The organism is Bradyrhizobium sp. SZCCHNR2028 (assembly GCF_032380995.1).
Lineage (GTDB): Bacteria > Pseudomonadota > Alphaproteobacteria > Rhizobiales > Xanthobacteraceae > Bradyrhizobium.
Map to the genome: position 1 here is coordinate 16,179 of NZ_JAUHJF010000009.1, position 23,559 is coordinate 39,737.

A 23,559-nucleotide genomic window follows, 5' to 3' on the forward strand; every position below is an offset into this window, starting at 1 on the left:
CTAGCTTGAACCGCGGGCGGAGACTTTCACATGCAAGTGATGGACGCGTATTGGGGACGACGAGCTCTGGAGTACGTCGATGCGATCGAGGCGTCGAAGACCAGCGCAAGCGTGCTCTCCCAGTTCGAGAAGATGATCAGCGACCTGGGCTTTCACGCCTACATCATGGCCGGCGTGCCGACCTCGGGCCAATCGCTGCAGCAGACCATTCTCGCCAACGGCTGGCCGCGGGAATGGTTCGACATGTATGCGCGCGAGCAATTCCACCGCTGCGATCCGATTCCGCGGCACTGCATCTCGACATTGAATCCATTCGCGTGGACGGAGGTGCCCTACAACCGCGAGGACGAGCCCGGCGCGCATGAGGTGATGATGCGCGCGAAGGACTTCCGGTTGAACGAAGGCTTCTGCGTTCCCATCCACTACGACGATGCCGTGGGCGCCGTCAGCCTTGCAGGCGAAAATCCGAATCTCGCCCCCGACGCGCGGGGCGCGCTGCACCTGATCAGCATCTTCACGCACAGCAGGCTGCGCGCATTGGCGCGCTCCGCCGCGAGCAACCAAAGCCGACGCCTGTCGCGGATCGAGGCCGAGGTGCTGAGCTGGGCGGCGCGCGGCAAGACCGCGTGGGAGACGGCGCGCATCCTCGGCGTCTCCGAACGCAACGTCCGCTGGCATCTGGAGGAGGCGCAGCGCAAGCTTGCGACCAAGAACAAGACGGCGACGGTTGCGACCGCTCTTGTCAACGGCGAGATCTCAATCTGATCTGGCGTTTCTCCCACTGGATCAATTCGAGCGCATCGGCAATCTGCAAACCCCAATTTGATTCAGACGACCGGGGGTTTCGATGCCTGAGATTCATGTCGTTCGAAAAGATAATCGCGCTCTGTACGAGAAATATTTCGATCCGTATTACCGGCTGCGCCACGAGATTTACGTCAAGCAGCGCAAGTGGACGGCGCTCGATCGTCCCGACGGGCGCGAGATCGATCAGTTCGACACCGAGGATTCGGTCTATCTGTTCTGCATCGACAACGGCCAGTTGATCGGCTCGATGCGCGCGGTGCCAACGCTGATGCCGACGCTGATGAGCGACATCTTCCCGTATCTGAATCTGCGCGGCACGATCCAACGCCCGGACGTCTACGAGCTGTCGCGCATCTTCGTGATCCCCGAGCGCCGCGGCGAGCATGCGGGCCCGCGGATCGACATGCTGCTGCTGACTGCGATCATGGAGTACGGCATCTCGATCGGGTTGACCGGCTTTTCGATCGTGCTTGAAACCTGGTGGCTGCCGCGGTTCGAGAAGTGCGGCTGGAAGGCGCGGCCGCTCGGCGTACCTCACATGATGGATGGGATGTCGGTAATGGCCGTGCTCGTCGACTGCGATGAAACGACGTGGAAGTCACTCTGCAAGCAGATCGGCCTGACGCGGCCGACGCTGACGTGGCAAGGACTCGAAGACGTCAGCCGCCAGGCCCTGCCGGATATCTTTCTTCATCTTCCACGAGCCGCTCAGCCAGCGCAATGAGCTGTTCCCGGTTCCGCTTCAGCCTGAGCTTATGGAAAGCCTTCAAGAGGCGGTGACCAAGGAGCGTCGCCTCATCCACCTCGAGGACGTAAAGGTTGGAGGGCGTATTCATGGAATCCATCGCTGACACTTCAGGTTTTGAGCCGTGACTGAACCTTCAATCGAGAAGATCATCGAGCTACTACAATTTTGCATCGTTGACGCTCGGGCAATGCAACTCAAAATGTTGGAGAGGATTTTGTCAATATCATTGCTTGAAGCCCACGAGCTCAGGGAAAAATGCGCGCCCAAATCGGGCAACAGCAACCACTAGCGCTCCTGCACCGACCCTCGCCACCCCTCCGGTCCCTGCAGCAGTGAGCCTCGATTGGCAGATCGCGGACAAACTGTTGATTTCAGAGCGGCTTTCGATGTGAAGGTCGGGCAGGAGAGCGCGAGCATCGTTGCCGAAACGCGCTCGCCGAACGTGGACGACAGCTCGGCAAAATCATGGCACCGCCGCCCGAGCTGCTCCCTGTTCAGCAAACTCGGTTTACAAAAAGGGACTCGTGGGTCGTCTTGCCCCGTCCGGAGTCCCGCAAAACGGAACTCCGCCGGCAACAAATACGCGCGCACGACTTACGGACGCGAAGTTATTCGTCGTGAAATCGGACCGTCTCGGCAACCGCGGCGCGGCTGGTGCGGTAGGAGTTTGCCTTGTGACCGAGATCGGGATAACCGAACGAGATGCCGCAGACCACCTTGCGGTCGTCACCTAATCCGAAATGCTGCCGCACCACGTCGGAATGAAATGCCAGCGCCGCCTGCGGCACGGTGGCGATGCCGAGCGCCTGCGCCACCAGCATGAAGCTCGTGACGTAGCCACCGCAGTCGATCGCGCCGTAGGTGCCGAGCGCCTCGTCGCTGTGGATGATCGCTACATGCGGCGCGCCAAAGAAGTTGTAGTTCTGCAGCGCCTGCCGGGCATAGCCGGCCTTGTCGCCGCGCGGGATGTCGAGCGCGTTGTAGAGCTGGAAACCACTCTCGCGCCGCCGGTCCAGATAGACGCCGGTGTATTCGCGCGGAAACGGGAAGTCGCCTGACGGCGGCTTGCCGCTGGAGGCCGCCGCATACATCACCTTCCGGAAAGCCTCGGTCGCCGGGCCCGACGTGATCTCGACCTGCCAGGGCTGGCTGTTGCACCAGGACGCGGTTTTCTGCGCCGCCGCCAGGATGCGCGCGATGGTGGCGCGCGACACGGGCTCCGCGCGGAAGCTGCGGCAGGAGAAGCGCGCGGCCATCAGCTCTTCGAGAATGGTGATGGGATCCTGCTCTGACTTTGGCGCCGCTGATGACATGACAACCTTCCGTACAGTTCGATCGGAGGCGCTCGCGTTGTGCTCGCCCTCCACACCCCGTCATTCCGGGGCGGTCGCCGCGGCGGCCGCCCCCGGAATCTCGACATTGTTCAGAATACACCCAAGCCGACATCGAGATTCCGGGTTCAAGGCCTGCGGCCTTGCCCCGGAATGACAGTCGTCGTGATGCCGTGGACTAGCTCCGCCCCTTGGTCGGCACCTTGTTGAACGGCACGTCCTTGTCGACACGGATATCGCCGGGCAGGCCGAGCACGCGCTCGGCGATGATGTTGCGCAGGATCTCGTCGGTGCCGCCGGCGATGCGCATCGAGGGCGAGGTCAGCAGCATCTGCTGAAACTGGCCCTGCGTCACCGCCTCGTCCGCGCCGGTCAGCACGCCGGCGCCGCCTTCGAGATCCATCGCGTAGGTTGCGATATCCTGCAGCATGACGCCGGCGACCAGCTTGCCGATGGAATTCTCAGGTCCCGGCCGCTCGCCCTTGGACAGCGCCGAGATCGCGCGATAGCTCGTGTATTTCAGCCCGCTGGCCTTGACCGCCCACGACGCCAGTTTCGAGCGCGTGGCGCGATCGTCGATGGCGAGTCCGCTCTCGGTCATCAGATTGGCGCAGAACTCGAACATCTCCGGGAAGCCGGTGGCGAGCCGCGCGCCGATCGACATGCGCTCGTTCATCAAGGTGGTCAGCGACACGTTCCAGCCGTCGCCGACCGCGCCGAGCCGCTGGCTATCCGGGATCACCACGTCGGTGAAATAGACCTCGTTGAACTCCTGCATGCCGTTGGCCTGCTTGATCGGGCGGACCTCGACGCCCGGACTCTTCATGTCCAGGAAGAACATCGTCAGGCCCTTGTGCTTGGGCACGGTGGGATCGGTGCGCGTGATCAACAGGCCATAGTCGGAATAGTGCGCGCCCGAGGTCCAGATCTTCTGACCATTGATGAGCCAGTCGTCGCCGCGCTTCTCGGCGCGGGTGCGCAGACCCGCGACGTCGGAGCCGCCCGCCGGCTCGGAGAACAGCTGGCACCAGATCTCCTCGCCGGAAGCGAGCTTGGGCAGATGGCGCCGCTTGTGGTCCTCACTGCCATAGGCCATCACGGTCGGGCCGCACATGCCCTCGCCGATCTGAAACGGCTGCGTCAGCTTGCCGTACACGCCCTCCTCCTGCTGCCAGATCACGCGCTCGATCGGCGTCGCACCGCGGCCGCCATACTCCTTCGGCCAGTGCAGGCAGGCCCAACCGGCATCGGACTTCTTCTTCTGCCAAGCCTTGCCGACCTCGACGATGTCGGCATGCTTGAGCCGGATACGCCCGAGCGAGGAGCTCGCCAGCTCCTCCTCCAGCTCCTTCGGCGCGTTGGCCGCGATCCAAGCGCGCGCGGTGTCGCGAAAAGCGGCTTCCTGCGGGGTGTCGTCGAAGTTCATGGTCTAACCCTCACTCCCGATGCGTAGGGCGGGTTAGCCAAAGGCGTAACCCGCCACTTGATCAGCGTTGTACGAGCTGACGGCGGGTTACGCTGCGCTAACCCGCCCTACGACTGCACGTGTTAGTTTCGTCCCCGGGTCGGCACCTGATTGAACGGCACGTCCTTGTCGACCCGGATGTCACCCGGCAACCCGAGCACGCGCTCGGCGATGATGTTGCGCATGATCTCGTCGGTGCCGCCTTCGACGCGGGTGCCGGGCGCGCGCAGCAGCATCGCCTGGAATTTTCCGGCGAGCTCAGCCGCCGGGCCGCTCAGCACGCCGGCGGCGCCCTGCAGGTCCAGCGCGTAAGCCGCGACGTCCTGGATCATCGGTCCGGCGACGAGTTTGCCGATCGAGTTCTCAGGTCCCGGCCGCTCGCCCTTCGACAGCGCCGAGATGGCGCGGATGCTGGTGTATTTCAGTCCGCTCGCCTTCACCGCCCAGCTCGCGAGCTTCGAGCGCACGTTACGGTCCTCGATCGCGGGCCGATCGTCCAGCATCAGGTTGGAGCAGAAGTCGAACAGCTCCGGGAAACCGGTGGAGACACCGGCGCCGATCGACATGCGCTCGTTCATCAGCGTTGTCAGCGCGACGTTCCAGCCGTCATTGACGGCGCCGAGCCGTTGCGAGTCCGGGATCACGACGTCGGTGAAATAGACCTCATTGAAATCGGAGTGACCGCTGGCCTGCTTGATCGGCCTGATCTCGACGCCCGGACTCTTCATGTCCAGGAAGAACATGGTGAGCCCCTTGTGTTTCGGCACCGTCGGATCGGTGCGCGTCAGCAGGATGCCGTAGTCGGAGTAATGCGCGCCGGATGTCCAGATCTTCTGGCCGTTGATCACCCAGTCGTCGCCACGCTTCTCGGCTCGGGTGCGCAAACCGGCGACGTCGGAGCCGCCGGCCGGCTCGGAGAACAGCTGGCACCAGACCTTCTCCCCCGAGGCCAGCGGCGGCAGATATTCACGCTTATGCTGCTCGGAGGCGTAGGCCATCATGGTCGGGCCGCACATGCCGTGGCCGATGATGAACATGCCGGAGAGCTTACCGAACGGCCCTTCCTCCTGCTGCCAGATCACGCGCTCGATCGGCGAGGCGCCGCGGCCGCCATAGTCTTTCGGCCAATGCAGGCAGGCCCAGCCGGCCTCCGCCTTCTTCTTCTGCCAAGCCTTGGCGACGTCGAGAATGTCAGCGTTCTTCAGCGCGACGCGGCCGAGCGAGGTCGCGCGCAGCTCGTCCTCATACTGCTTTGGCGCATTGGCCGCGATCCAGGCGCGGGCCTCGGCGCGAAATGCAGCCTCCTGCGGGGTGTCATCGAAGTTCATGGTCAAACCCTGCTTTCGTAGGGTGGGCAAAGGCGCAGCGCGCCGTGCCCACCGTTGCAATCACATGACGCGATGGTGGGCACGCTTCGCTTTGCCCACCCTACGAGTTCTCACCTTGCCTCACGCCGCATTGCGCTTGCGCATGCGGTCGATCAGCTGGTCCTCCCAATAGGACAGACTGCCGAGACCGAGCGCGAGCGCGTTGGCGCGGCGGTAGTACATGTGGCAGTCGAACTCCCAGGTGAAACCCATGCCGCCATGGACCTGGATGTTGTTCTTGGCGCAGTGCTGATAGGCCTGCGTCGCGCTGATGCGCGCCGAGGCCGCGGCCTCCGGCAATTCCGGCGCATTGGTCGAGAGCGCCCAGGCGCCATAATAGGAGTTGGAGCGCGCCAAGGTCGCCGAGACGTACATGTCGGCCAGCATGTGCTTGACCGCCTGGAACGAGCCGATCGGACGGCCAAAAGCGATCCGGTCGAGCGCGTAGTCGCGGCCCATCTCCAGCGCGCGGTCGGAGCCGCCGACCTGCTCGAACGCCGTCAGCACCGCGGCGCGATCGAGCACCTGGGTGATGATGCTCCAACCCTCGCCGGCCGCGCCGAGCGGCTCCGCCTTGCAGTTCTTGAAGGTGAGCTCGGCCTGGCCGCGCGTCGGATCGAGATTGGTCAGCGCCTTCGCTTCGACACCGCCCGCCCTGGTGTCGACCAGGAACAGCGAGATGTCGCTGTCGCGGCCGGTCGAGCCGGTACGCGCGGCAACGATGATGAGATCGGCGATGGCGCCGTCGGCGACCGGCTTCTTGGTGCCGTTGAGCACGCCGTTGGCGGCCTCACACTTGATCGCTTTCGGCGACGGATTACCGGTGCCCTCGAACAGCGCCAGCGTGCCGATTGCCTCGCCGCTCGCTATTTTCGGCAGCCAGGTCTGCTTCTGCGCATCGCTGCCAGCCAGCATCAGCGCTTCGGCGGCGAGATAGACCGTGGACGAGAACGGCACCGGCGCCAGCGCGCGGCCGACCTCCTCGGCGATCACACAGAGCTCGAGATGGCCGGCGCCCGCGCCGCCATATTCTTCCGGAATGGCCACGCCGAGGAAGCCCATCTCGGCAAAGCCCTTCCACAGAGCGCGGTCGTATGGCTCCTTGCCGTCGAGCACGACACGCACCGCCTTGGGCGGACACTTCTCGGCGAGGAACTTCCGCGCCTGGTCCCGCAGCTGCTTCTGGTCGTCGGAGAAATCGAAGTTCATGGCCTCACCTGCTTCCTGATCGTCATTCCGGGGCGATGCGCAGCATCGATCCCGGAATCTCGATCTGATTTATCTCTGGATTCCGGGTTCACTCGCTGCGCGAGTGCCCCGGAATGACGGTTTCAAAATGCGTCATCACAGCACGATCACGTCGCTGTCGGGCTCGGCCGCGTAGAGCCGCTCGACCAGCGCGGCGCGGCGTTCGAGACCGGCGCGCTGGTTGATGTAGCCCTTGTCGGTCAGCTCATGGCCGTCGATCGAGGGCGGCTCGACCATCAACATGGCGCGGCCGATGCGCCGGCTGGTCGCGCCCTCGCACTCCTTATTATGGGCTTCGAGACCACGGCGGACGCAGTCGATGACGGCCGGATGCTTCACCACATCCTCGAACGTCGCATTGGGATCACCGACCAACTGGCGGCAGGCATGCAGATTGGGCCAGGCCAGGAGACCGACATATTCGCGGTCCTGCCCCGTCACCAGCGCATCGTGGATCGCCGGCGTTGCGGCTGCAATCGCATCGGTGCGCAGCGAGCCGACATGGACGAAGGTGCCCGTCGTGAGCTTGAAATCCTCGACCACGCGGCCGGCGAAGATGATGCCTTGCGCCGGGTCATTGGGATCGACGAACACGCCGGCATCGCCGATGCAGTAGAACCCTTCCTCGTCGAACGCCTTCTTCGTCAGCTCGGGCTGGCCGAAATAGCCGGGCATCACGTTGATGCCGCGCAGGCGCAGCTCGTACTTGTCGCCGGTCGGCACCATCTTCAGCTCGACGCCGGGGAACGGCAGGCCGATGAGCCCGACCCGCTCGGTGTTCCAATAGGTGCCGGTCGAGGTCGGCGCCGTCTCGGTCGAGCCCCAGCCGGTGTAGAACACGATGCGCTCGCCGGTGGTCTTGACCGCCAGCGCCTGCATGCGCTCGTACAGATCGTCCGGCAGCCGCGCGCCGCCATAGGCCATGATGCCCAGATCCTTGAAGAAGGAGCGGCACAGCGCGTCGTCCTTCTCCATCGCCGCCGCCAGCGCCGCATAGCCGGCGGGCACATTGGCGTAATAGGTCGGCGACACCTCGCGCAGGTTCCGGATGGTTTCGTCGAACATGCCGGGCATCGGCCGGCCGTCGTCGATGTAGAGCGTGCCGCCCTCGATCAAGAGCGGATTGAACAGCGCATTGCCGCCCATGGTGTGATTCCATGGCATCCAGTCGAGCACCGTCGAGATCGGCGCATCAGGCCCGCGCGGGCGCGTCTGCATCATCATCGCCGCATTGGCGCACATCATGCGCTGGGTGTTGATGACCGCCTTGGGCATGCCGGTCGAGCCGGAGGTGAACAAGAGCTTGCCGACGGTATCCGGCGTGATCTGCGCGATCGAGGCATCGACCGCGCCGGTGACCGGCGTCGCGGCGAGATCGGCGAAGCTGACGCTGGGGATGCCCTCGCACGGACGCGCGACATGAATGACGGTGACGCCGTCGAGATCGAGCGCCTTCAACGCCTTCTCGAAGGTCGGGCCGTCCTGCACCATGACAACGCCCGGCTTCACCAGCCCGAACAGATATTTGAGCTTGAGATGATCATGGCTCATCAACGAATAGGCCGGCGACACCGGAGCGGCCGGCGAACGGGCCTGCATCGCGGCCATGGTGATGAGCGCATGCTCGATCGAATTGCCGGAGAGGATCGCGACCGGGCGGCCGTCGAGTTTCAGATTGAGCAGACCCTGCGTCAGCCCATCGACGGTGCGCTTGGCCTCGGCATAGGACAGCTTGCGCCACTGCCGCTCGGCCCCGCCGCGTTGCGCGAGCCAGGTCCGCGTCGGCGCCTCCCTGGCCCAGCGGGCGAGCGGCGCCGCCAAATGCGGCTCATAGGCCTGCAGCGGAATGCGCGACTTGATGACGATGACGCCGTCACCGCGCCTGATGACATCGATGTCGCGCGCCAGCCAGTTGACCTTGCGGAATGCCGGCTTCTCCAGCACCTTCGCTGCCGTCCCGTCCATTTTGCGTCTCCCGAAATATCGTCCTTTGCGGATCTTGATATCTAGCGGTTGGTATAGACCGGCTTTCGCTTCTCAAGAAAGGCTTGAATACCTTCCTTGAAATCTTCGGAGCGGCTGCACAGCACCTGGTTGCGATCCTCCATGGCGATCACGGCTTCGATCGACGACGCATCGACGCTCATGTTGAGGCATTCTTTCGACAGTCGAAGACCGACCGGCGATGCGGTCATCATCGCCTCGATGAACGGCGCGGCCGCGCTCTCGAGCATGTCCTCCTCGACGATCTCCGATACCAGCCCGACCATGAGCGCGCGCTCGGCGCCGATGAAGCGGCCGGTGAGAATGAGCTCAGACGCGACGGAGACGCCGACGAGGCGCGGCAGGAAGTAGCTGGTGCCGATGTCGCAGCCCCCTAAGCCAAGCTTGATGAAGGCGCAGTTCATCCGCGCCGAGCGCGACGCGATGCGGATGTCGGCCGCGAGCGCCAGGGCGAAGCCGCCGCCGGCGGCTGCGCCCTGCACCAGCGCAATGATCGGCTGCGGACAGCGCCGCATCAGCATCACGATATCGGCGATGCGCCGCTGCGAATCCAAGGACTCGGTGACGCCAGGGGGCTCATTGACACCGCCGCGCCGCTGCATCGCGGCTTTCAGATCGAGCCCGGCGCAGAAGTTCTTGCCGGCGCCCTTCAGCACGACGACGCGCGTGGTGCGATTGCGCTGCAGGCTTTCGAAATAGGCATTGAGCGCGTCGATCAGCGCCGGATCGAGCGCGTTGAGGCTGTCCGGACGATTGAGCGTCACCCGGTCGACACCATTGTCGTGCTCGATCAACAGCGGTTGGGACATGACGCGCGCTCCACCCTTAGTAACATCCCGGCGAACGCCGGGATCCATAGCCACCGGCTTGTGTTGTACCTACGGCGTCTGTCAGATTGCCTGTTTCAGACGCCGCGGAGCATGGGTCTCGGCGCAAGGCCGGGACGACAGCGGAGCTCGCCGCTAGCGCGGCGCCATGCGGATGGCACCGTCGAGGCGAATGGTCTCGCCGTTCAGCATCGGGTTCTCGACGATGTGGACGGCGAGGTTGCCGTATTCCGAGGCGTCGCCAAGACGGGCCGGATGCGGCACCTGGGCGCCGAGGCTCTTGCGCGCCTCCTCGTTCAGGCCCATCAGCAGCGGCGTCAGGAACAGGCCCGGCGCGATGGTGTTGACACGGATCTTCTGGCTGGCGAGGTCGCGCGCCGCCGGCAAGGTCAGGCCGACGACGCCGCCCTTCGAGGCCGAATACGCGATCTGTCCGATCTGGCCCTCGAACGCGGCAACGCTGGCAGTGTTGATGATGACGCCACGCTCCTCGCCGATCGGCTCGGCGGTGACGAGGCGCTCGGCGAACAGCCGCAGCACGTTGAAGGTGCCGATCAGGTTGACGTTGATGATGCGGGCGAACTTCGCGAGCGGATAGACGCCGTCCTTGCCGACGATGCGCTGCGAGCCGCCGATGCCGGCGCAGTTGACCAGCACGCGGGCGACGCCATGCGCCGCTTCCGCCTTGGCGATGCCGGCCTTGACCTGCTCCTCGTCGGTGACGTCGGCATGAATGGCGACGCCCTTCAACTCGGCGGCAACCTTCTCCGCATTCTCCTTGCTCTGGTCAAGCACGGCGATCTTGGCGCCCTTGGCAGCCATGGCGCGCGCCGTGGCGGCGCCCAGGCCCGAGCCACCGCCGGTGATGAGAACGGCAACGTTGTTCAACTGCATGATACGCTTCCTCCTTGGACGTTTTTTGTTTGCGAATAGCGAATGGTGAGTGGCGAATAGGGCGAACCTCTATTCGCTACTCCCTATTCGCCATTCGCCCTCTTCAATATTCCGCCGCAGATCAGCGCCTCCATGTGGGCGATGTACTGACGGCAGACATCATCGGTGACCGGGCCGACGCCGATCGCGCGCGACATCGCGTGGCGGCCGAAGAACAGATGATCGCAGGCGCCGATCAGGCTGGTATAGAACAGCACCGGATCCACGGCGCGGAACTCGCCCCTGGCGACGCCCTCCTCGATCAGTCGGCGATGGAAATCCAACAGCGGCGCGACGAAGAACTTCGACACTTCATCCGCGGCTTCGGCGCTGCTCTCGTGCAGCAGATAGTGGATCAGCCGGTTCATGTAGGGAAACCGGTGATAGGCGCGGATGATGCCGCTGATGTGCAGCTTGAGCTTGGCCGTCGGCGCAAGCGGCTGCGCCAGCAGATAATCGAGATTGGCGACCTCGGTCGCAGCGTCGCGGGCGAGCAGCGCCAGCAGCAGCCCGTCCTTGTTGCCGAAATGATATTTGACCAGGGCGGCGTTGGCGCCGGACTTCTGGGCGATGTCGCTGAGCGAAATTTCGATCGAGGACCTCTGAATCATCAGCTCGCTCGCTGCGTCCAGCAGCTTCTCCGCGGTGGCATTCCGTCCCGCGGGAAGCTTTTCCGGCACGCTGTTCTGGAGCTGAGGTCCCAAGGCGCATCTCGCAATTGATCGCGGCAGATAAGCCGAAGCCGGAGTTGATCTCAAGAGTTAATTGATCGATTGACTAACCGACATTGGAGCATTTAAATCGCGCGCAATCACGAACACCAAGTCTAGGGAGGACACGTCATGGCGGAAGCCTACATCGTCGCGGCCGCACGCACGGCCGGCGGCCGCAAGGGTGGCCGTCTGGCCGGCTGGCATCCGGCCGATCTCGCCGCGAAGGTGCTGGATACGCTGGTCGAGCGCTCCGGCGCCGCGCCGGACCAAATTGAGGACGTGATCATGGGCTGCGTCATGCAGACCGGAGAGCAGTCCACCAACATCGCGCGCAACGCGGTGCTGGCGTCGAAGCTGCCGGAGAGCGTGCCCGGCACCTCGATCGACCGGCAGTGCGGCTCGTCGCAGCAGGCGCTCCACTTCGCTGCGCAGGCGGTGATGTCCGGCGCGATGGATGTCGTGATCGCCGCCGGCGTGGAGTCGATGACCCGGGTGCCGATGGGTCTCTCCTCCACGCTTCCGGCGAAGAACGGCTTCGGGCACTACAAGAGCCCTGGCATCGAGAGCCGCTATCCGAACATCCAGTTCAGCCAGTTCACCGGCGCGGAAATGATGGCGGAGAAGTACGGTCTCTCCAAGGATGAGCTCGACGAATACGCCTATAACAGCCATCAGCGCGCGATTGCCGCCACGCAAGCAGGGCACTTCAAGGACGAGATCATCCCGCTCCAGATCACCCGTGCCGACGGCTCGACCGACACCCACCACATCGACGAGGGCATCCGCTTCGACGTCAGCCTCGACGGCATCAGAAACGTCAAGCTGATCGCCGAGAACGGCAAGCTGACGGCGGCCACGGCCAGCCAGATCTGCGACGGCGCGTCCGGCGTCATGGTCGTCAACGAGCGCGGCCTGAAGTCGCTCGGCGTCAAGCCGCTGGCCCGCGTCCACCACATGACCATGATGGGCGGCGACCCCGTGATCATGCTAGAGGCGCCGCTGCCGGCGACGCAGCGCGCGCTGCAGAAGGCCGGCATGTCGATCGACGACATCGACCTCTACGAGGTCAACGAGGCCTTCGCCTCGGTGCCGACCGCGTGGCTGAAGGCAACCCGCGCCGATCCTGACAGGCTCAACGTCAATGGCGGCGCCATCGCGCTCGGCCATCCGCTCGGCGGCTCCGGCACCAAGCTGATGACGACGCTGCTGCATGCGCTGAAGGCCCGCAACAAGCGCTATGGCCTGCAGACCATGTGCGAAGGCGGCGGCATGGCGAACGTGACGATCGTGGAGCGGCTGTAGTCCTCGCTACAGCAATGGTGTCGTCCCGGCCTTGCGCCGGGACCCATACTCCCACGTGGTCGAGCTGAGCTGGAGCTCTAGCTCGCTTCCCAATTTCATTCGGTGGTTATGGGTCCCCGCTTTCGCGGGGACGACAGCCATCCTGATCAAGCGGTGTGCCCTCATGACCCACCCCTCCATCCACGCCCGAAGCCATCCCGACAAGATCGCCTATCAGATGGCCGGCACCGGCAAGGCCATCACCTATCGCGAGCTCGACGAGCTCTCCAATCAGGGCGCGCAGCTGTTTCGTGCGCTGGGCCTGAAAGCCGGCGACCATATCGCCTTCCTGATGGAGAACCGGCTGGCCTTCATGGAGATCGCCTGGGCCGCGCAGCGCTCCGGTCTCTACTATACCGCGATCAGCCGCTATCTCACCAAGGACGAGATCGCCTACATCATCAAGGATTGCGGCGCCAAGGTCTTCATCACCTCGCCGAAATGCGCCGAGCAGGTCCGCGATCTCGTGAGCGGCACGGACGGCCCGCTGTTCTTCATGGTCGACGAGCCCGAGCCCGGCTTCCGCTCCTGGGACAGGGAGACTGGTGCCCAGCCGACGACGCCGATTGCCGACCAGGTCGCCGGCTATGAGATGCTGTACTCGTCGGGCACGACGGGACGGCCGAAGGGCATCAAGAAGGACTTCGAAGGCAATCCGATCGATCAGCCGAACCAGTTCCTGCGCGTGCTCTGCGCCGACATGTGCGGCATGAACGCCGACAGCATCTATCTGTCGCCGGCACCGCTCTATCACGCTGCGCCGCTGCGCTTCAACATGATGGTATCCGTGCTCGGCGGCACCTCGATCATCATGGAGCATTTCGACGCCGAGGAGTTCCTGAAGCTCGTCGAGACATACAAGGTCACGCAGTCACAGCTTGTGCCGACCATGTTCGTGCGCATGCTCAAGCTGCCGGAGGACGTCCGCAAGCGCTACGACGTCTCGACCTTGAAGGGTGCGATCCACGCCGCAGCGCCCTGCCCGGTCGACGTCAAGGCCAGGATGATCGAATGGTGGGGTCCGATCCTGATTGAATATTATGCCGGCTCCGAAGGCAACGGCGTCACCGTCTGCACCTCGAAACAGTGGCTGGAGCACCGCGGCAGCGTCGGCCGTGCCGTCGTCGGCAAGATCAAGATCCTCGGCGAGGACGACCAGGAGCTGCCCATCGGGGAGATCGGCTCGGTCTACTTTGCCGACGCACCTGTGTTCTCCTATCACAACGATCCGGAGAAGACGAAGCGCGCCTATAATGACAAGGGCTGGTCGACCCTCGGCGATGTCGGCTATCTCGATGCCGACGGCTTCCTCTATCTCACCGACCGCAAGTCCTACATGATCATCTCCGGCGGCGTGAACATCTACCCGCAGGAGACCGAGGACGTCCTCATCACCCACCCGGAGGTGGCCGACGTCGCGGTGTTCGGCGTTCCCAACGAGGAGATGGGCGAGGAGGTCAAGGCGGTGGTGCAGCCGCACGACATGGCGCGCGCCGGCAAGGCGCTCGAAGAGCAATTGATCCTGTTCTGCCGCCAGCATCTGTCGCCGATCAAGTGCCCGCGCTCGATCGACTTCGAGCCGGAACTGCCGCGCACGCCGACCGGCAAGCTGGTCAAGCGCCACCTGCGCGAGCGCTACTGGCCGAAGAAGGGCGCGGCATAGCTCCAATAACGGTAGCTGTCGTCCCGGCCTTGCGCCGGGAACCATAGCCACCGCAGCCGATGATGCGAAGGGTATAAGCTCCAGCTTGGCGCCACATGAGCGCCTGTGGTTATGGATCCCGGCTCGCGCTCGCTTCGCTCGCTTGGCCGGGACGACGCGAGGAGAGTGCACGCCATGTCCCAGTCCCTTCCCCCGCTTCCGCTCCCACCCACGATCCGCTCGCGCTTCGTCGACGGCATCAACGGCCTGCGCATGCACGTGCTGGAAGCCGGCTTCGAGACGCCCGGCCGCCCCTGTGTGCTGCTGCTACACGGCTTTCCCGAGCTGGCCTATAGCTGGCGCAAGGTGATGCCGGCGCTGGCCGCCGCCGGCTACCACGTGCTGGCGCCAGACCAGCGCGGCTATGGCCGCACCACGGGGCGGAGCGCCGACTATGACGGTGATCTCGCGCCGTTTCGATTCACCAATCTGGTGCGTGATGCGCTCGGCGTGGTCTATGCATTCGGCCATCGCCATGTCGCTTCTGTCATCGGCCACGACTTCGGCAGCCCCGTCGCGGCGTGGTGCGCGGTGATCCGCCCCGATGTCTTTCGATCGGTCGTGATGATGAGCGCACCGTTCCCGGGGCCACCGGCAGCACCGTTCGACATCGCCGGTCATCCGCTCGCGCCGCAGGATGATCCCGTGCATCGCGAACTGGCCGCGCTGCCGCGGCCGCGCAAGCACTATCAATGGTACTACGCGACGCGGCAGGCCAATACGGACATGCATCGGGCGCCGCAGGGACTGCATGACTTCCTGCGCGCCTATTACCATCACAAAAGTGCGGACTGGACGGGCAACGTGCCTTACCCGCTGCAGGCGTGGAGCGCGAGCGAGCTCGCGAAGCTACCGACCTACTACGTGATGGACCTCGGCAAGACGATGGCCGGGACCGTCGCCGAGGAGATGCCAGATGCGGCGGCGATCGCGGCGAATCGCTGGCTGCCGGACCATGAGCTCGCTGTCTACACCGCCGAATATGAACGAAACGGCTTCCAGGGCGGACTGCAGTGGTACCGCTGCGGCGCGTCCGGCCTATTCGACGCTGAATTGCAGACGTGGTCGGATCTCACCATCGACGTTCCGTCTGCATTCATCTCGGGCCTGCAAGACTGGGGCATCTACCAACGGCCCGGCGTGTTTGAGGCGATGCAATCCCGAGTGTGCACCAACATGATGCTGTGCGAGCTGATCGATCGCGCCGGTCATTGGGTGCAGCAGGAGCAACATGAACGAGTCAATGAGCTCCTGTTAACGTTCCTGAACAGACTGACAGCCTGATTTCGGACGCCGTTTCGAACTATCAGGCGAATCGAGGAACGAACATTCGGGGTTGACGTTTCTGCATCCGGGCGATGCGCATCAGGAGATGATTTATGGATAAGAAGATCGCAGGCTTGTTGGGCGCGGTCGCCGCTGTCGGCGCGCTCGGCACGGCGCAGGCGTCGGCGGCTCCCGCCCCGACCGATGTCCTGAAGGCCAATTCCTACGCCGACCTGCTCGAGCCGATTCCGAACGCCGCCAAGGTGCTTCAAGCACTCGACGAGCAGGGACCGCCGACGGCCGAGCCGAAGGTTCAACTCGCGCAATGGTACCATCACCACCATCATCATCACCATCACCACCATGGCTACTGGCGCGGCTATGGCTATGGCTACGGCTATGGTCCGCGCGTCTACGTGGTGCCGCCGCGGCGCTGGTATCACCACCATCACCATCATCACCACCATCACTGGTACTACGATCGCTACTGATCGCATCGCGATGATGGTTTGACGGGGCGCCGGCCGCGAGGTCGGCGCCTCTTTCATGTCAGCAGGGCGTCCTCACGATTTGCGCGCCTTCTCCTTCGCTGCGCGATGCAGGTGGCGGTAGGTGCCGTCGAACACCGTATCGGTGCTCGACACCCATTCGGTGTCCTTGGCGAGGACCGGCCGGCTGGCATGGATCCGGCGCGACTGCAGCTCGCGTTCCGCCGCTTCGTCGGGGCTCATCGGCTCGACCGTGAAGTTCGCCTCCTCGGGAATCACGATCACCTGCGCGAACGGCTCGCCGGGGCGGAAGATATGGGTCCGGCCCTCGGCAGGCGCCTTGAACACGCAGAAGAACAGCATCGGCCAGAAACTGCGCACCAGCGCCGGCACGGCGATCGGGCAGGTATCGGTGCGGTCGGTGTAGAATCGCGGATGCGGCTCGGTCCGGATCGCAAAGCCGTTGGGCACCTTGAGATCGAGCAGGATCTGGTAGGTGTAGAAGGCATCGCCGAAATTGCGGAATGGCGGCCATTGCAGGCTCGGGCTCGGCGGCTCGCCCCATTCGCCGGACAGCTCCAGCCTGCCGTCGCGCGTGGTGACCTGCAGCTCGAAGTCGTAGGGATAAAACAGCTCGATGCCATATTGCGCACCTTCCGAGAATGGTACGCAATGCCAGACCTGCTCATGCGAGCCATTCGCGCGTGGCTGGCGTTCGCCCGCCCAGCCCGGGATGTCCATCCGGGTGCGGCGCGGCGCCAACCCTGGATCGTTGAGCCGATATTTGACGCTATCCATTGGAACTCCTTAGGTGGCTGAGCGGAACGCGAACGACGGACTATCCTCGCAGTTCCATGACTGGAGCTTGAATGCGACGTCACGAAAGGGTTTCGCGACCAATCTGCGGCCGGAGTTTGACCGCGGTGCAGCAAATCCATATAGACTTTAGAAACGTTCTAAATACTCGAATGTTGAGAGCGAAAGATCCGGGGACCTTGGAATGAAGAACTTCGCCGACCTCACCGAGCGCGAGATCCTGGCAATCGCGATCTCTGCCGAAGAGGAAGACGGCCGCATCTATATGAGCTTCGCGGAGGATCTGGCGGAACGCTATCCGGATTCGGCCAAGCTGTTCGAGCAGATGGCCGAGGAGGAGAAGGGCCACCGCCACATGCTGCTCGAGCTCTATGAGGAGCGCTTCGGCAAGAACCTGCCGCCGATCCGGCGCGAGAACGTCAAGGGCTTCATGCAGCGCCGGCCGATCTGGCTGACCAAGAACCTGTCGCTCGACGCCATCCGCCGCGAGGTCGGCACGATGGAGTTCGAGGCCGAGCGCTTCTACGCCAAGGCCGCCGAGCAGGCCAAGGACGTCGGCGTGCGCCGGCTGCTCGGCGATCTCGCCGAGGCCGAGAAGGGCCATGAGAAGGTCGCGGCGAAACTGACCGACAAGATCCTCAGCCCGGACGTCCGGCACAAGGAGGACGAGACGCGGCGGCGCGTGTTCGTGCTGCAATATGTCCAGCCCGGTCTCGCCGGCCTGATGGACGGCTCGGTCTCGACGCTGGCGCCGCTGTTCGCCGCCGCCTTCGCCACACATCAGAACTTCCAGACCTTCCTGGTCGGTCTCGCCGCCTCGATCGGTGCCGGCATCAGCATGGGCTTCGCCGAGGCGCTGTCCGACGACGGCTCGCTGACGGGCCGCGGCTCGCCGTGGCTACGCGGCGCCGTGTGCGGCGCGATGACGACGCTCGGCGGATTGGGGCACACGATGCCCTATCTCGTCCCGGACTCCTGGACCAACGCGTTCTGGATTGCGACCGCGATCGCCAGTCTCGTCGTATTCTTCGAGCTGTGGGCGATCGCCTACATCCGCGCGCGCTACATGGACACGCCGTTCCTGCAGGCGGTGTTCCAGATCGTGCTCGGCGGCATCATCGTGCTCGGCGTCGGAATTCTCATAGGAGCGGCCTAGCATCCGCACCCCGGCGTCATGCGAAACGTCCAGCCGCGAGGCTGATGGCGCCAGACCGACCGCAACGGAAAACTCGTCATGACGCCACGCTTGCATTACGGCACGCCCGCGAAGATCCTGCACTGGCTGGTGGTGGCGCTGCTCGCCATCCAGTATCCGATCGGCTGGCTGATGCCGGACCTGCACGCGAACACACCCCCCGGCGCGCCGATGATCCTGCACATCTCGTTCGGTCTCACCATTCTGGCATTGATCGCCGTGCGCTTCGTCTGGCGGCTCACCCATCCGGTCGCACCGGAGAGCTCGCTGCTGCCCTGGCAGCGGCTGAGCTCGGAGGTCGTGCACTGGATGCTCTATGTGATGGTGCTGGCGAGCACCATCACCGGCTGGCTGTTCGCCTCCTTCCGCGGCTGGAGCGTGTCGTTCTTCTACCTGCTTCCGTTGCCGATGCTGGCCGCGCGCAACCCGGCCGGTAACCGCGCCATCGACGGGCTGCACCAGGCCTCCGAATGGCTGCTGCTGATCCTGATCGTCGTTCACGTCGCCGCCGCAATCGCGCACGTCTTCATCTATCACGACCGCGTCATGCAGCGGATGCTGCCGGGCTAGAGGATAGTCCGCAATTTTGGTCAAGCGATCGCCATCCGCATCGGATAAGACTTCCGGCAAACATCGCACCGGGAGGATCGACCTTGGCCGCACCGCAATGGACGTTCGCAACCGCCGTCGACACGGCGAAGGCATTGGCAGATCGTCAGATCTCGTCGGTGGAGCTGACCAGGCTCGCCATCGACCGCATCGAACGTCATGACTCCGAGATCAACGCCGTCTGCGTGCGCGATTTCGAGCGCGCGCTCGCTGCCGCTGACGTCGCCGACGCGGCGCTGGCGCGCGGCGAACGGCGGCCCCTGCTCGGCCTTCCGCTCACGGTGAAGGAATCCTACAACGTCGCCGGCCTGCCGACGACCTGGGGTTTTCCGCAGCATAGGGATTTCATCGCGGCCGAGGATGCGCTGACCGTGACGCGCGTGAAGGATGCCGGCGGCATCGTGCTCGGCAAGACCAACGTGCCGCTCGGGCTCGGCGACTGGCAGAGCTACAACGACATCTACGGCACCACCAACAATCCCTACGATCTCGACCGCACGCCAGGCGGTTCGTCCGGCGGATCGGCCGCGGCACTGGCGGCCGGCTACGGCTCGCTGTCGCTCGGCTCCGATATCGGCGGCTCGCTCCGGGTCCCCGCGTTTCATTGCGGCGTCACCGCGCACAAGCCGACCTACGGCCTCGCGGCCTCGCGCGGCCACACGCCACCGCCGTTTCAGCCGCTGCCGGGCGAGGCAGACCTCGCCGTCGTCGGCCCGATGGCCCGCTCGGCCGCTGATCTGTCGCTGCTGCTCGATGTGATCGCAGGCCCCGACCCGCTCGAAGCCGGCAAGGCGTTTCGCCTCGACCTGCCGCCGCCGCGTCACGGTCGCCTGCAGGATTTCCGCGTGCTGGTGGTCGCGAGCGATCCGCTGCTGCCGACCAACAGCGCCGTGCGCGGCGCGATCGAGCGGCTGGCGGCCGACCTCGCGCGGGCCGGCGTCAGCGTCACGACGGAGAGCCCGCTGCTGCCGGACTTCGCCGCATCGAGCCGGCTCTACATGCGCATGCTGCTCGGCTTCATCGGCGCCACCATGCCAGCGGAGGTCCACGCCGGCGCCAGCCACGCGGCCGCGCAATTGCCGAAGGAGGCAGCGAGCCTCGCGGCCGAGCGGCTGCGCGGCATCGCGCTCAGCCATCGCGACTGGGTGCAGGCCGGCGGGGCGCGGGCGCGGCTGCGCGCGCAATGGCGAACGCTGTTCGAGAATTTCGATGCCGTGATCTGCCCAATCATGCCGACGCCGGCCTATCCGCACGACCATTCGGCCGACCAGGAGCAGCGCCGCATCAGCATCGACGGCGTCGAGCACTGCTACACCGATCAGCTCGCCTGGCCGGGCATCGCCACCTTGCCCGGACTGCCTGCCACCGCGATTCCGCTTGGGCTTGCCGACGGCCTGCCGGTCGGGGTGCAGATCGTCGGTCCGTACTTCGAGGACCGCACGCCGCTCAAGCTCGCCGAGCTGATCGAGCGCGAGTTCGGCGGCTTCGTCCCGCCGCCGCGGTTTGTGGACTAGTTAGCGATCGGACTTCTTCAACAACGCCTCGCCAGATTCCGCCGTCGTCCTACATCGTCATGGCCGGGCTTGACCCGGCCATCCATCTTCCAGAGAGGCTGGATGCCCGGGTCAAGCCCGGGCATGACGGGTAACTAATAGGCAGACCCGCCGAACCTCATCACCTGCCTCACACCCGACCACCCACCTCACGCGTCGAACATGATCACGCTGCGCAGCGTCTTGCCGGCTTTCATGTTGGCAAAGCCCTCGTTGATCTCGGACAGCTTCAGCTTGGCGGAGATCCAGTCCTCCAGATGCAGCTTGCCGCGCAGATAGAACTCAACGAGACGGGGCATGTCGACGCGGAAGTGGTTCGAGCCCATCGACGAGCCCTGGATGCGGCGCTCGCGCAGGAAGTCAAAGCCGTGCAGCTCGATCTTCTGGCCGAACGGGATCATGCCGACGATGGTCGCGGTGCCGCCAGGCGCCAGCATCGCGAAAGCCTGCTCGGCGGTCTCCTTGCGCCCGAGCACCTCGAAGGCGTGATGCACGCCGCCCTTGGTGAGCTCGCGCACCTGGGCCACGACGTCGCCGTCGGCCGGATTGATGATGTCGGTGGCACCGAGCTTCGTTGCCAGTTGCAGCTTGGCCGGATTGGTGTCGATGGCGATGATGCGGCCGGCACCCGCGATCTCGGCGCCATTGATCGCGGCCATGCCGACGCCGCCGCAGCCGATCACGGCGACGGTCTCACCGGCCGTAACCCGCGCGGTGTTGACGACGGCGCCATAGCCGGTGATGACGCCGCAGCCGATCAGCGCCGCGAGGTCGAGCGGCATGTCCGGGCGGATCTTCACGATCGCATTCTCGTGCACCAGCATCTGCTCGGCGAAGGACGAGAGGTTGAGAAACTGGTGCAGCTTCTCACTTCGTCCCCATGACAGCCGGTTGGAGGCGCCGGGCGGCATCTTCACCGTCGTATCGGTGCACAGCACCGGGCGGCCCGTCGTGCAGTTGTCGCAGGTGCCGCAGAACACGGACAAGCACGTGACGACATGATCGCCCGGCTTCACATAGGTTACGTCGGCGCCGACCTGCTCGACGATCCCAGCCGATTCATGGCCGAGCACGGCGGGCAGCGGATGCGGATACAGGCCTTCGATGAAGTGCAGGTCGGAATGGCAGAGACCGGCCACCGCCGTGCGGATGAGCACTTCCCGCGGCCCCGGCTTGGGCACACTGATGTCCTCGATCACCAGCGGCTTGTTGACCTCCATCAGCACGGCGGCTTTCATTGGCGTTCTCCCGATCTTGTTTGTTGTTGGTCGCGGCAAGCCTACGCCGCTGACAGCAGTTCGCCAACCTCCTCCATGTCAGCGGTACGTTCGCCGAGCAGCAGCGTGGCGATCGCATCATCCATCCTATTTTCCGCAAGCCGGAACGGATCGGACGGCGTCAGCCGGTGCGCGACGACGAGCTTCGCCAGCAACAGCCTGCGCGCGTCGCCGCGCATCACGTGGATGCGCGCGCTTTCCCAGGTCGTCGAGACGGCGCTCGCCACGTGATACAGCAGGCTGGTGGCGCGGCGCGCTTCGGACTCATTGTCGGCGCGTCCAGCGACCTCGCGCGCAAAGCCGACGGCACGATCCACGAGTCGATGCAGCTGATCGCGCCAGGCCTGCGGCACGGCGGCGCTGTCGTCGAGCCGCGCATGCAGGTCGGCTGCCAGCGCGGCCTCCGCACCGTGCCGGCCCACGGCGCGCTTCAGCGCATCGAGCGCGACGATGTTGCCGGTGCCCTCCCAGATCGAGCCGAGATGGGCGTCACGCAGCAGCCGCGCGGTGACGAACTCCTCGACATAGCCGATGCCGCCGCGCATCTCCAAGGCATCGCCGCAGACCTTGCGCGCGTCGCGCGTGGCACGGAACTTCAATGTCGGCGTCAGGATGCGCAGCAGCGCCGCGGCCTCCTGGCTGCCGGCCTCGGCACGGTCGAGCGCGTCGGCGGTGAGGAAGCTCATCGACAGCGCCTGCTCGGTCGCGAGCAGGATCTTCATCAATTGCCGACGCCCGAGCGGCAGGTCGACGATGCGTTTTCCGAACACCACGCGGTTGCGCGCGACCGTGATCGCGTCGTGCCAGGCCCGCCGCATCAGCGCCGTCGACTTGACGCCGTTGGAGAGACGCGACGAGTTGACCATCTCGGCCATCTGCACGAAGCCGCGATCGAGCCGCCCGACCGCATAGGCGATCGCGCCCCCCAGCTTGATCTCGCCCGAGGCCATCGAGCGCGTGCCGAGCTTGTCCTTCAGGCGCACGATCCGATAGTGGTTCTGGCTGCCGTCATCGAGGAAGCGCGGCATCAGGAACAGGCCGACGCCGCGCGTTCCCGCTTCGGCACCTTGCGGCCGCGCCAGCAGCATCACCACCTTCGCGTCGGCGTTGGAGCAGAACCACTTCTCGCCATGCAGGCGCCAATGGTCGCCCTCCGGGACGGCGACCGTCGTCAAAGTGCCGACATCGGAGCCGCCCTCCTTCTCGGTCATGAACTGGCCACCCTGGGTCAGCTTTCTCATGTCGGTCTGCGTCAGGCCATCGAGGTACTTGGCCTTGAGCCCGTCGCTGCCGAAGCTCGCCAGCAGCTTGGCGCAGCCATCGGTGACATTGATCGGACATCCCAGACCGAACTCCGCCTGGTTGAACAGGAAGGTGAAGGCGTGCTTTGCCGCGACGGGATATTTGCTCGGCCAGCCGAGAATGCCCTTGCGGATCGACATCGCATGAATGCCGAACTCGCCAAAGGCGGCGCGCTCCAGCTCGCGATACGCGGGATGATACTCGACCCACTGCACGTCGCGGCCGAAGCGGTCGCGCTGGTGCAGCACGGGGCCATGACGGTCAGCCAAGCGGGCGCATTCGTCGAGATAGGAGCCGGCGAGCTCGCCGAGACGGTCGAGATGCGGCACGAGGTGCCGAAACAGCGTCTCGGGCAGATGGATGCGCAGGAGATCGGCGAGCGCCGGATCGGCGCGATAGAAGTTCAGCCCCGTGGTATCGGGCGCCAGCAACTCCGGCCTCGCGCCGCCGGTCATCACGTCATCGCGTTTCAGGAACTGATGCATGATCGTTAAGCCCTCGTTCGTTTCCGCAAGTCTCTGATGGACTCTTCGACAGGTTGCGCCTGATGGGATACACAACAAGCAG

General features: G+C 64.8%; 20 protein-coding genes. 9 read left to right on the forward strand and 11 right to left on the reverse strand.

Annotation, left to right across the window (positions count from 1 at the left end):
* Nucleotides 1-30 precede the first annotated feature (30 nt).
* Together QX121_RS16335 and QX121_RS16340 are read left to right on the forward strand one after the other, a co-directional pair.
* Nucleotides 31-765, forward strand: coding sequence for a LuxR family transcriptional regulator (locus QX121_RS16335; RefSeq protein WP_315772646.1), 735 nt, complete (start codon nt 31-33; stop codon nt 763-765).
* Between the two features lie 82 nt (nt 766-847).
* Nucleotides 848-1,531 carry an acyl-homoserine-lactone synthase gene (locus QX121_RS16340; RefSeq protein ID WP_315734768.1) on the forward strand — a complete coding sequence of 228 codons (684 nt, stop codon included), beginning with the start codon at nt 848-850 and terminating at the stop codon, nt 1,529-1,531.
* A 632-nt stretch (nt 1,532-2,163) separates the two neighbouring features.
* Here QX121_RS16340 and QX121_RS16345 read toward each other — a convergent pair.
* The 8 genes from QX121_RS16345 to QX121_RS16380 form a co-directional block, all read right to left on the reverse strand.
* Entirely contained in the window at nt 2,164-2,811 is a 648-nt protein-coding gene (locus tag QX121_RS16345; RefSeq protein ID WP_315812576.1) for a nitroreductase, read from the reverse strand.
* A gap of 253 nt (nt 2,812-3,064) precedes the next feature.
* Nucleotides 3,065-4,312 (reverse strand): acyl-CoA dehydrogenase, encoded by a 1,248-nt coding sequence (locus QX121_RS16350; RefSeq protein ID WP_315783780.1) that lies wholly within the window; start codon nt 4,310-4,312, stop codon nt 3,065-3,067.
* A 122-nt stretch (nt 4,313-4,434) separates the two neighbouring features.
* Nucleotides 4,435-5,679 carry an acyl-CoA dehydrogenase gene (locus QX121_RS16355; protein WP_315812485.1) on the reverse strand — a complete coding sequence of 415 codons (1,245 nt, stop codon included), beginning with the start codon at nt 5,677-5,679 and terminating at the stop codon, nt 4,435-4,437.
* 120 nt (nt 5,680-5,799) lie between these two features.
* Nucleotides 5,800-6,927 carry an acyl-CoA dehydrogenase family protein gene (locus tag QX121_RS16360; protein WP_315812486.1) on the reverse strand — a complete coding sequence of 376 codons (1,128 nt, stop codon included), beginning with the start codon at nt 6,925-6,927 and terminating at the stop codon, nt 5,800-5,802.
* A gap of 135 nt (nt 6,928-7,062) precedes the next feature.
* Nucleotides 7,063-8,931: an AMP-binding protein gene (locus QX121_RS16365; RefSeq protein ID WP_315812487.1), complete on the reverse strand. Its 1,869-nt coding sequence runs from the start codon at nt 8,929-8,931 to the stop codon at nt 7,063-7,065.
* 41 nt (nt 8,932-8,972) lie between these two features.
* The gene (locus QX121_RS16370) at nt 8,973-9,779 is read right to left on the reverse strand and encodes an enoyl-CoA hydratase/isomerase family protein (protein WP_315812488.1); all 807 of its coding nucleotides are present in this window, start codon (nt 9,777-9,779) and stop codon (nt 8,973-8,975) included.
* Nucleotides 9,780-9,932: 153 nt separating this feature from the next.
* Entirely contained in the window at nt 9,933-10,691 is a 759-nt protein-coding gene (locus QX121_RS16375) for an SDR family NAD(P)-dependent oxidoreductase (RefSeq protein ID WP_315734780.1), read from the reverse strand.
* A gap of 83 nt (nt 10,692-10,774) precedes the next feature.
* Nucleotides 10,775-11,434 (reverse strand): TetR family transcriptional regulator, encoded by a 660-nt coding sequence (locus QX121_RS16380; RefSeq protein ID WP_315775532.1) that lies wholly within the window; start codon nt 11,432-11,434, stop codon nt 10,775-10,777.
* Nucleotides 11,435-11,572: 138 nt separating this feature from the next.
* On the opposite strand from QX121_RS16380, the gene QX121_RS16385 reads away from it, so the two are divergent.
* The 4 genes from QX121_RS16385 (at nt 11,573) to QX121_RS16400 (ending at nt 16,243) form a co-directional block, all read left to right on the forward strand.
* On the forward strand, nt 11,573-12,745 hold the full coding sequence (locus tag QX121_RS16385; protein ID WP_315812489.1) for an acetyl-CoA C-acetyltransferase: 1,173 nt from the start codon (nt 11,573-11,575) through the stop codon (nt 12,743-12,745).
* A gap of 163 nt (nt 12,746-12,908) precedes the next feature.
* Nucleotides 12,909-14,447, forward strand: a complete 1,539-nt coding sequence (locus QX121_RS16390; protein WP_315812490.1) for an acyl-CoA synthetase — start codon at nt 12,909-12,911, stop codon at nt 14,445-14,447.
* Between the two features lie 252 nt (nt 14,448-14,699).
* Nucleotides 14,700-15,770, forward strand: coding sequence for an alpha/beta hydrolase (locus QX121_RS16395; RefSeq protein WP_315812577.1), 1,071 nt, complete (start codon nt 14,700-14,702; stop codon nt 15,768-15,770).
* A 95-nt stretch (nt 15,771-15,865) separates the two neighbouring features.
* Entirely contained in the window at nt 15,866-16,243 is a 378-nt protein-coding gene (locus QX121_RS16400) for a hypothetical protein (protein WP_315734788.1), read from the forward strand.
* A 72-nt stretch (nt 16,244-16,315) separates the two neighbouring features.
* On the opposite strand, the gene QX121_RS16405 is transcribed toward QX121_RS16400, so the two are convergent.
* Nucleotides 16,316-17,038 (reverse strand): hypothetical protein, encoded by a 723-nt coding sequence (locus tag QX121_RS16405; protein WP_315812491.1) that lies wholly within the window; start codon nt 17,036-17,038, stop codon nt 16,316-16,318.
* Nucleotides 17,039-17,240: 202 nt separating this feature from the next.
* On the opposite strand from QX121_RS16405, the gene mbfA reads away from it, so the two are divergent.
* The 3 genes from mbfA (at nt 17,241) to QX121_RS16420 (ending at nt 20,374) form a co-directional block, all read left to right on the forward strand.
* Entirely contained in the window at nt 17,241-18,212 is a 972-nt protein-coding gene (gene mbfA, locus QX121_RS16410) for an iron exporter MbfA (RefSeq protein WP_315713729.1), read from the forward strand.
* A 78-nt stretch (nt 18,213-18,290) separates the two neighbouring features.
* A complete protein-coding gene (locus QX121_RS16415) occupies nt 18,291-18,821 on the forward strand; it encodes a cytochrome b (protein WP_315812492.1) in 531 nt (176 codons plus the stop codon).
* An 83-nt stretch (nt 18,822-18,904) separates the two neighbouring features.
* Complete coding sequence (locus QX121_RS16420; protein WP_315812493.1) at nt 18,905-20,374, forward strand: amidase; 1,470 nt, start codon at nt 18,905-18,907, stop codon at nt 20,372-20,374.
* 188 nt (nt 20,375-20,562) lie between these two features.
* Here the strand turns inward: QX121_RS16420 and QX121_RS16425 are convergent, their stop codons facing one another.
* Both QX121_RS16425 and QX121_RS16430 read right to left on the reverse strand, forming a co-directional pair.
* Nucleotides 20,563-21,651 carry a Zn-dependent alcohol dehydrogenase gene (locus tag QX121_RS16425; protein ID WP_315783798.1) on the reverse strand — a complete coding sequence of 363 codons (1,089 nt, stop codon included), beginning with the start codon at nt 21,649-21,651 and terminating at the stop codon, nt 20,563-20,565.
* 41 nt (nt 21,652-21,692) lie between these two features.
* The gene (locus tag QX121_RS16430) at nt 21,693-23,477 is read right to left on the reverse strand and encodes an acyl-CoA dehydrogenase family protein (RefSeq protein WP_315812494.1); all 1,785 of its coding nucleotides are present in this window, start codon (nt 23,475-23,477) and stop codon (nt 21,693-21,695) included.
* Nucleotides 23,478-23,559: the final 82 nt, after the last annotated feature.

What these genes read in the sequence shown, in the direction of transcription:
- QX121_RS16405 (WP_315812491.1), bottom strand. Translation starts at nt 17,038, where the DNA reads ATGGATAGCGTCAAATATCGGCTCAACGATCCAGGGTTGGCGCCGCGC.
- QX121_RS16375 (WP_315734780.1), bottom strand. Translation starts at nt 10,691, where the DNA reads ATGCAGTTGAACAACGTTGCCGTTCTCATCACCGGCGGTGGCTCGGGC.
- QX121_RS16355 (WP_315812485.1), bottom strand. Translation starts at nt 5,679, where the DNA reads ATGAACTTCGATGACACCCCGCAGGAGGCTGCATTTCGCGCCGAGGCC.
- QX121_RS16365 (WP_315812487.1), bottom strand. Translation starts at nt 8,931, where the DNA reads ATGGACGGGACGGCAGCGAAGGTGCTGGAGAAGCCGGCATTCCGCAAG.
- QX121_RS16360 (WP_315812486.1), bottom strand. Translation starts at nt 6,927, where the DNA reads ATGAACTTCGATTTCTCCGACGACCAGAAGCAGCTGCGGGACCAGGCG.
- QX121_RS16335 (WP_315772646.1), top strand. Translation starts at nt 31, where the DNA reads ATGCAAGTGATGGACGCGTATTGGGGACGACGAGCTCTGGAGTACGTC.
- QX121_RS16345 (WP_315812576.1), bottom strand. Translation starts at nt 2,811, where the DNA reads ATGGCCGCGCGCTTCTCCTGCCGCAGCTTCCGCGCGGAGCCCGTGTCG.
- QX121_RS16385 (WP_315812489.1), top strand. Translation starts at nt 11,573, where the DNA reads ATGGCGGAAGCCTACATCGTCGCGGCCGCACGCACGGCCGGCGGCCGC.
- QX121_RS16400 (WP_315734788.1), top strand. Translation starts at nt 15,866, where the DNA reads ATGGATAAGAAGATCGCAGGCTTGTTGGGCGCGGTCGCCGCTGTCGGC.
- QX121_RS16415 (WP_315812492.1), top strand. Translation starts at nt 18,291, where the DNA reads ATGACGCCACGCTTGCATTACGGCACGCCCGCGAAGATCCTGCACTGG.
- QX121_RS16340 (WP_315734768.1), top strand. Translation starts at nt 848, where the DNA reads ATGCCTGAGATTCATGTCGTTCGAAAAGATAATCGCGCTCTGTACGAG.
- QX121_RS16425 (WP_315783798.1), bottom strand. Translation starts at nt 21,651, where the DNA reads ATGAAAGCCGCCGTGCTGATGGAGGTCAACAAGCCGCTGGTGATCGAG.
- QX121_RS16395 (WP_315812577.1), top strand. Translation starts at nt 14,700, where the DNA reads ATGCACGTGCTGGAAGCCGGCTTCGAGACGCCCGGCCGCCCCTGTGTG.
- QX121_RS16430 (WP_315812494.1), bottom strand. Translation starts at nt 23,477, where the DNA reads ATGCATCAGTTCCTGAAACGCGATGACGTGATGACCGGCGGCGCGAGG.
- mbfA (WP_315713729.1), top strand. Translation starts at nt 17,241, where the DNA reads ATGAAGAACTTCGCCGACCTCACCGAGCGCGAGATCCTGGCAATCGCG.
- QX121_RS16350 (WP_315783780.1), bottom strand. Translation starts at nt 4,312, where the DNA reads ATGAACTTCGACGACACCCCGCAGGAAGCCGCTTTTCGCGACACCGCG.
- QX121_RS16390 (WP_315812490.1), top strand. Translation starts at nt 12,909, where the DNA reads ATGACCCACCCCTCCATCCACGCCCGAAGCCATCCCGACAAGATCGCC.
- QX121_RS16370 (WP_315812488.1), bottom strand. Translation starts at nt 9,779, where the DNA reads ATGTCCCAACCGCTGTTGATCGAGCACGACAATGGTGTCGACCGGGTG.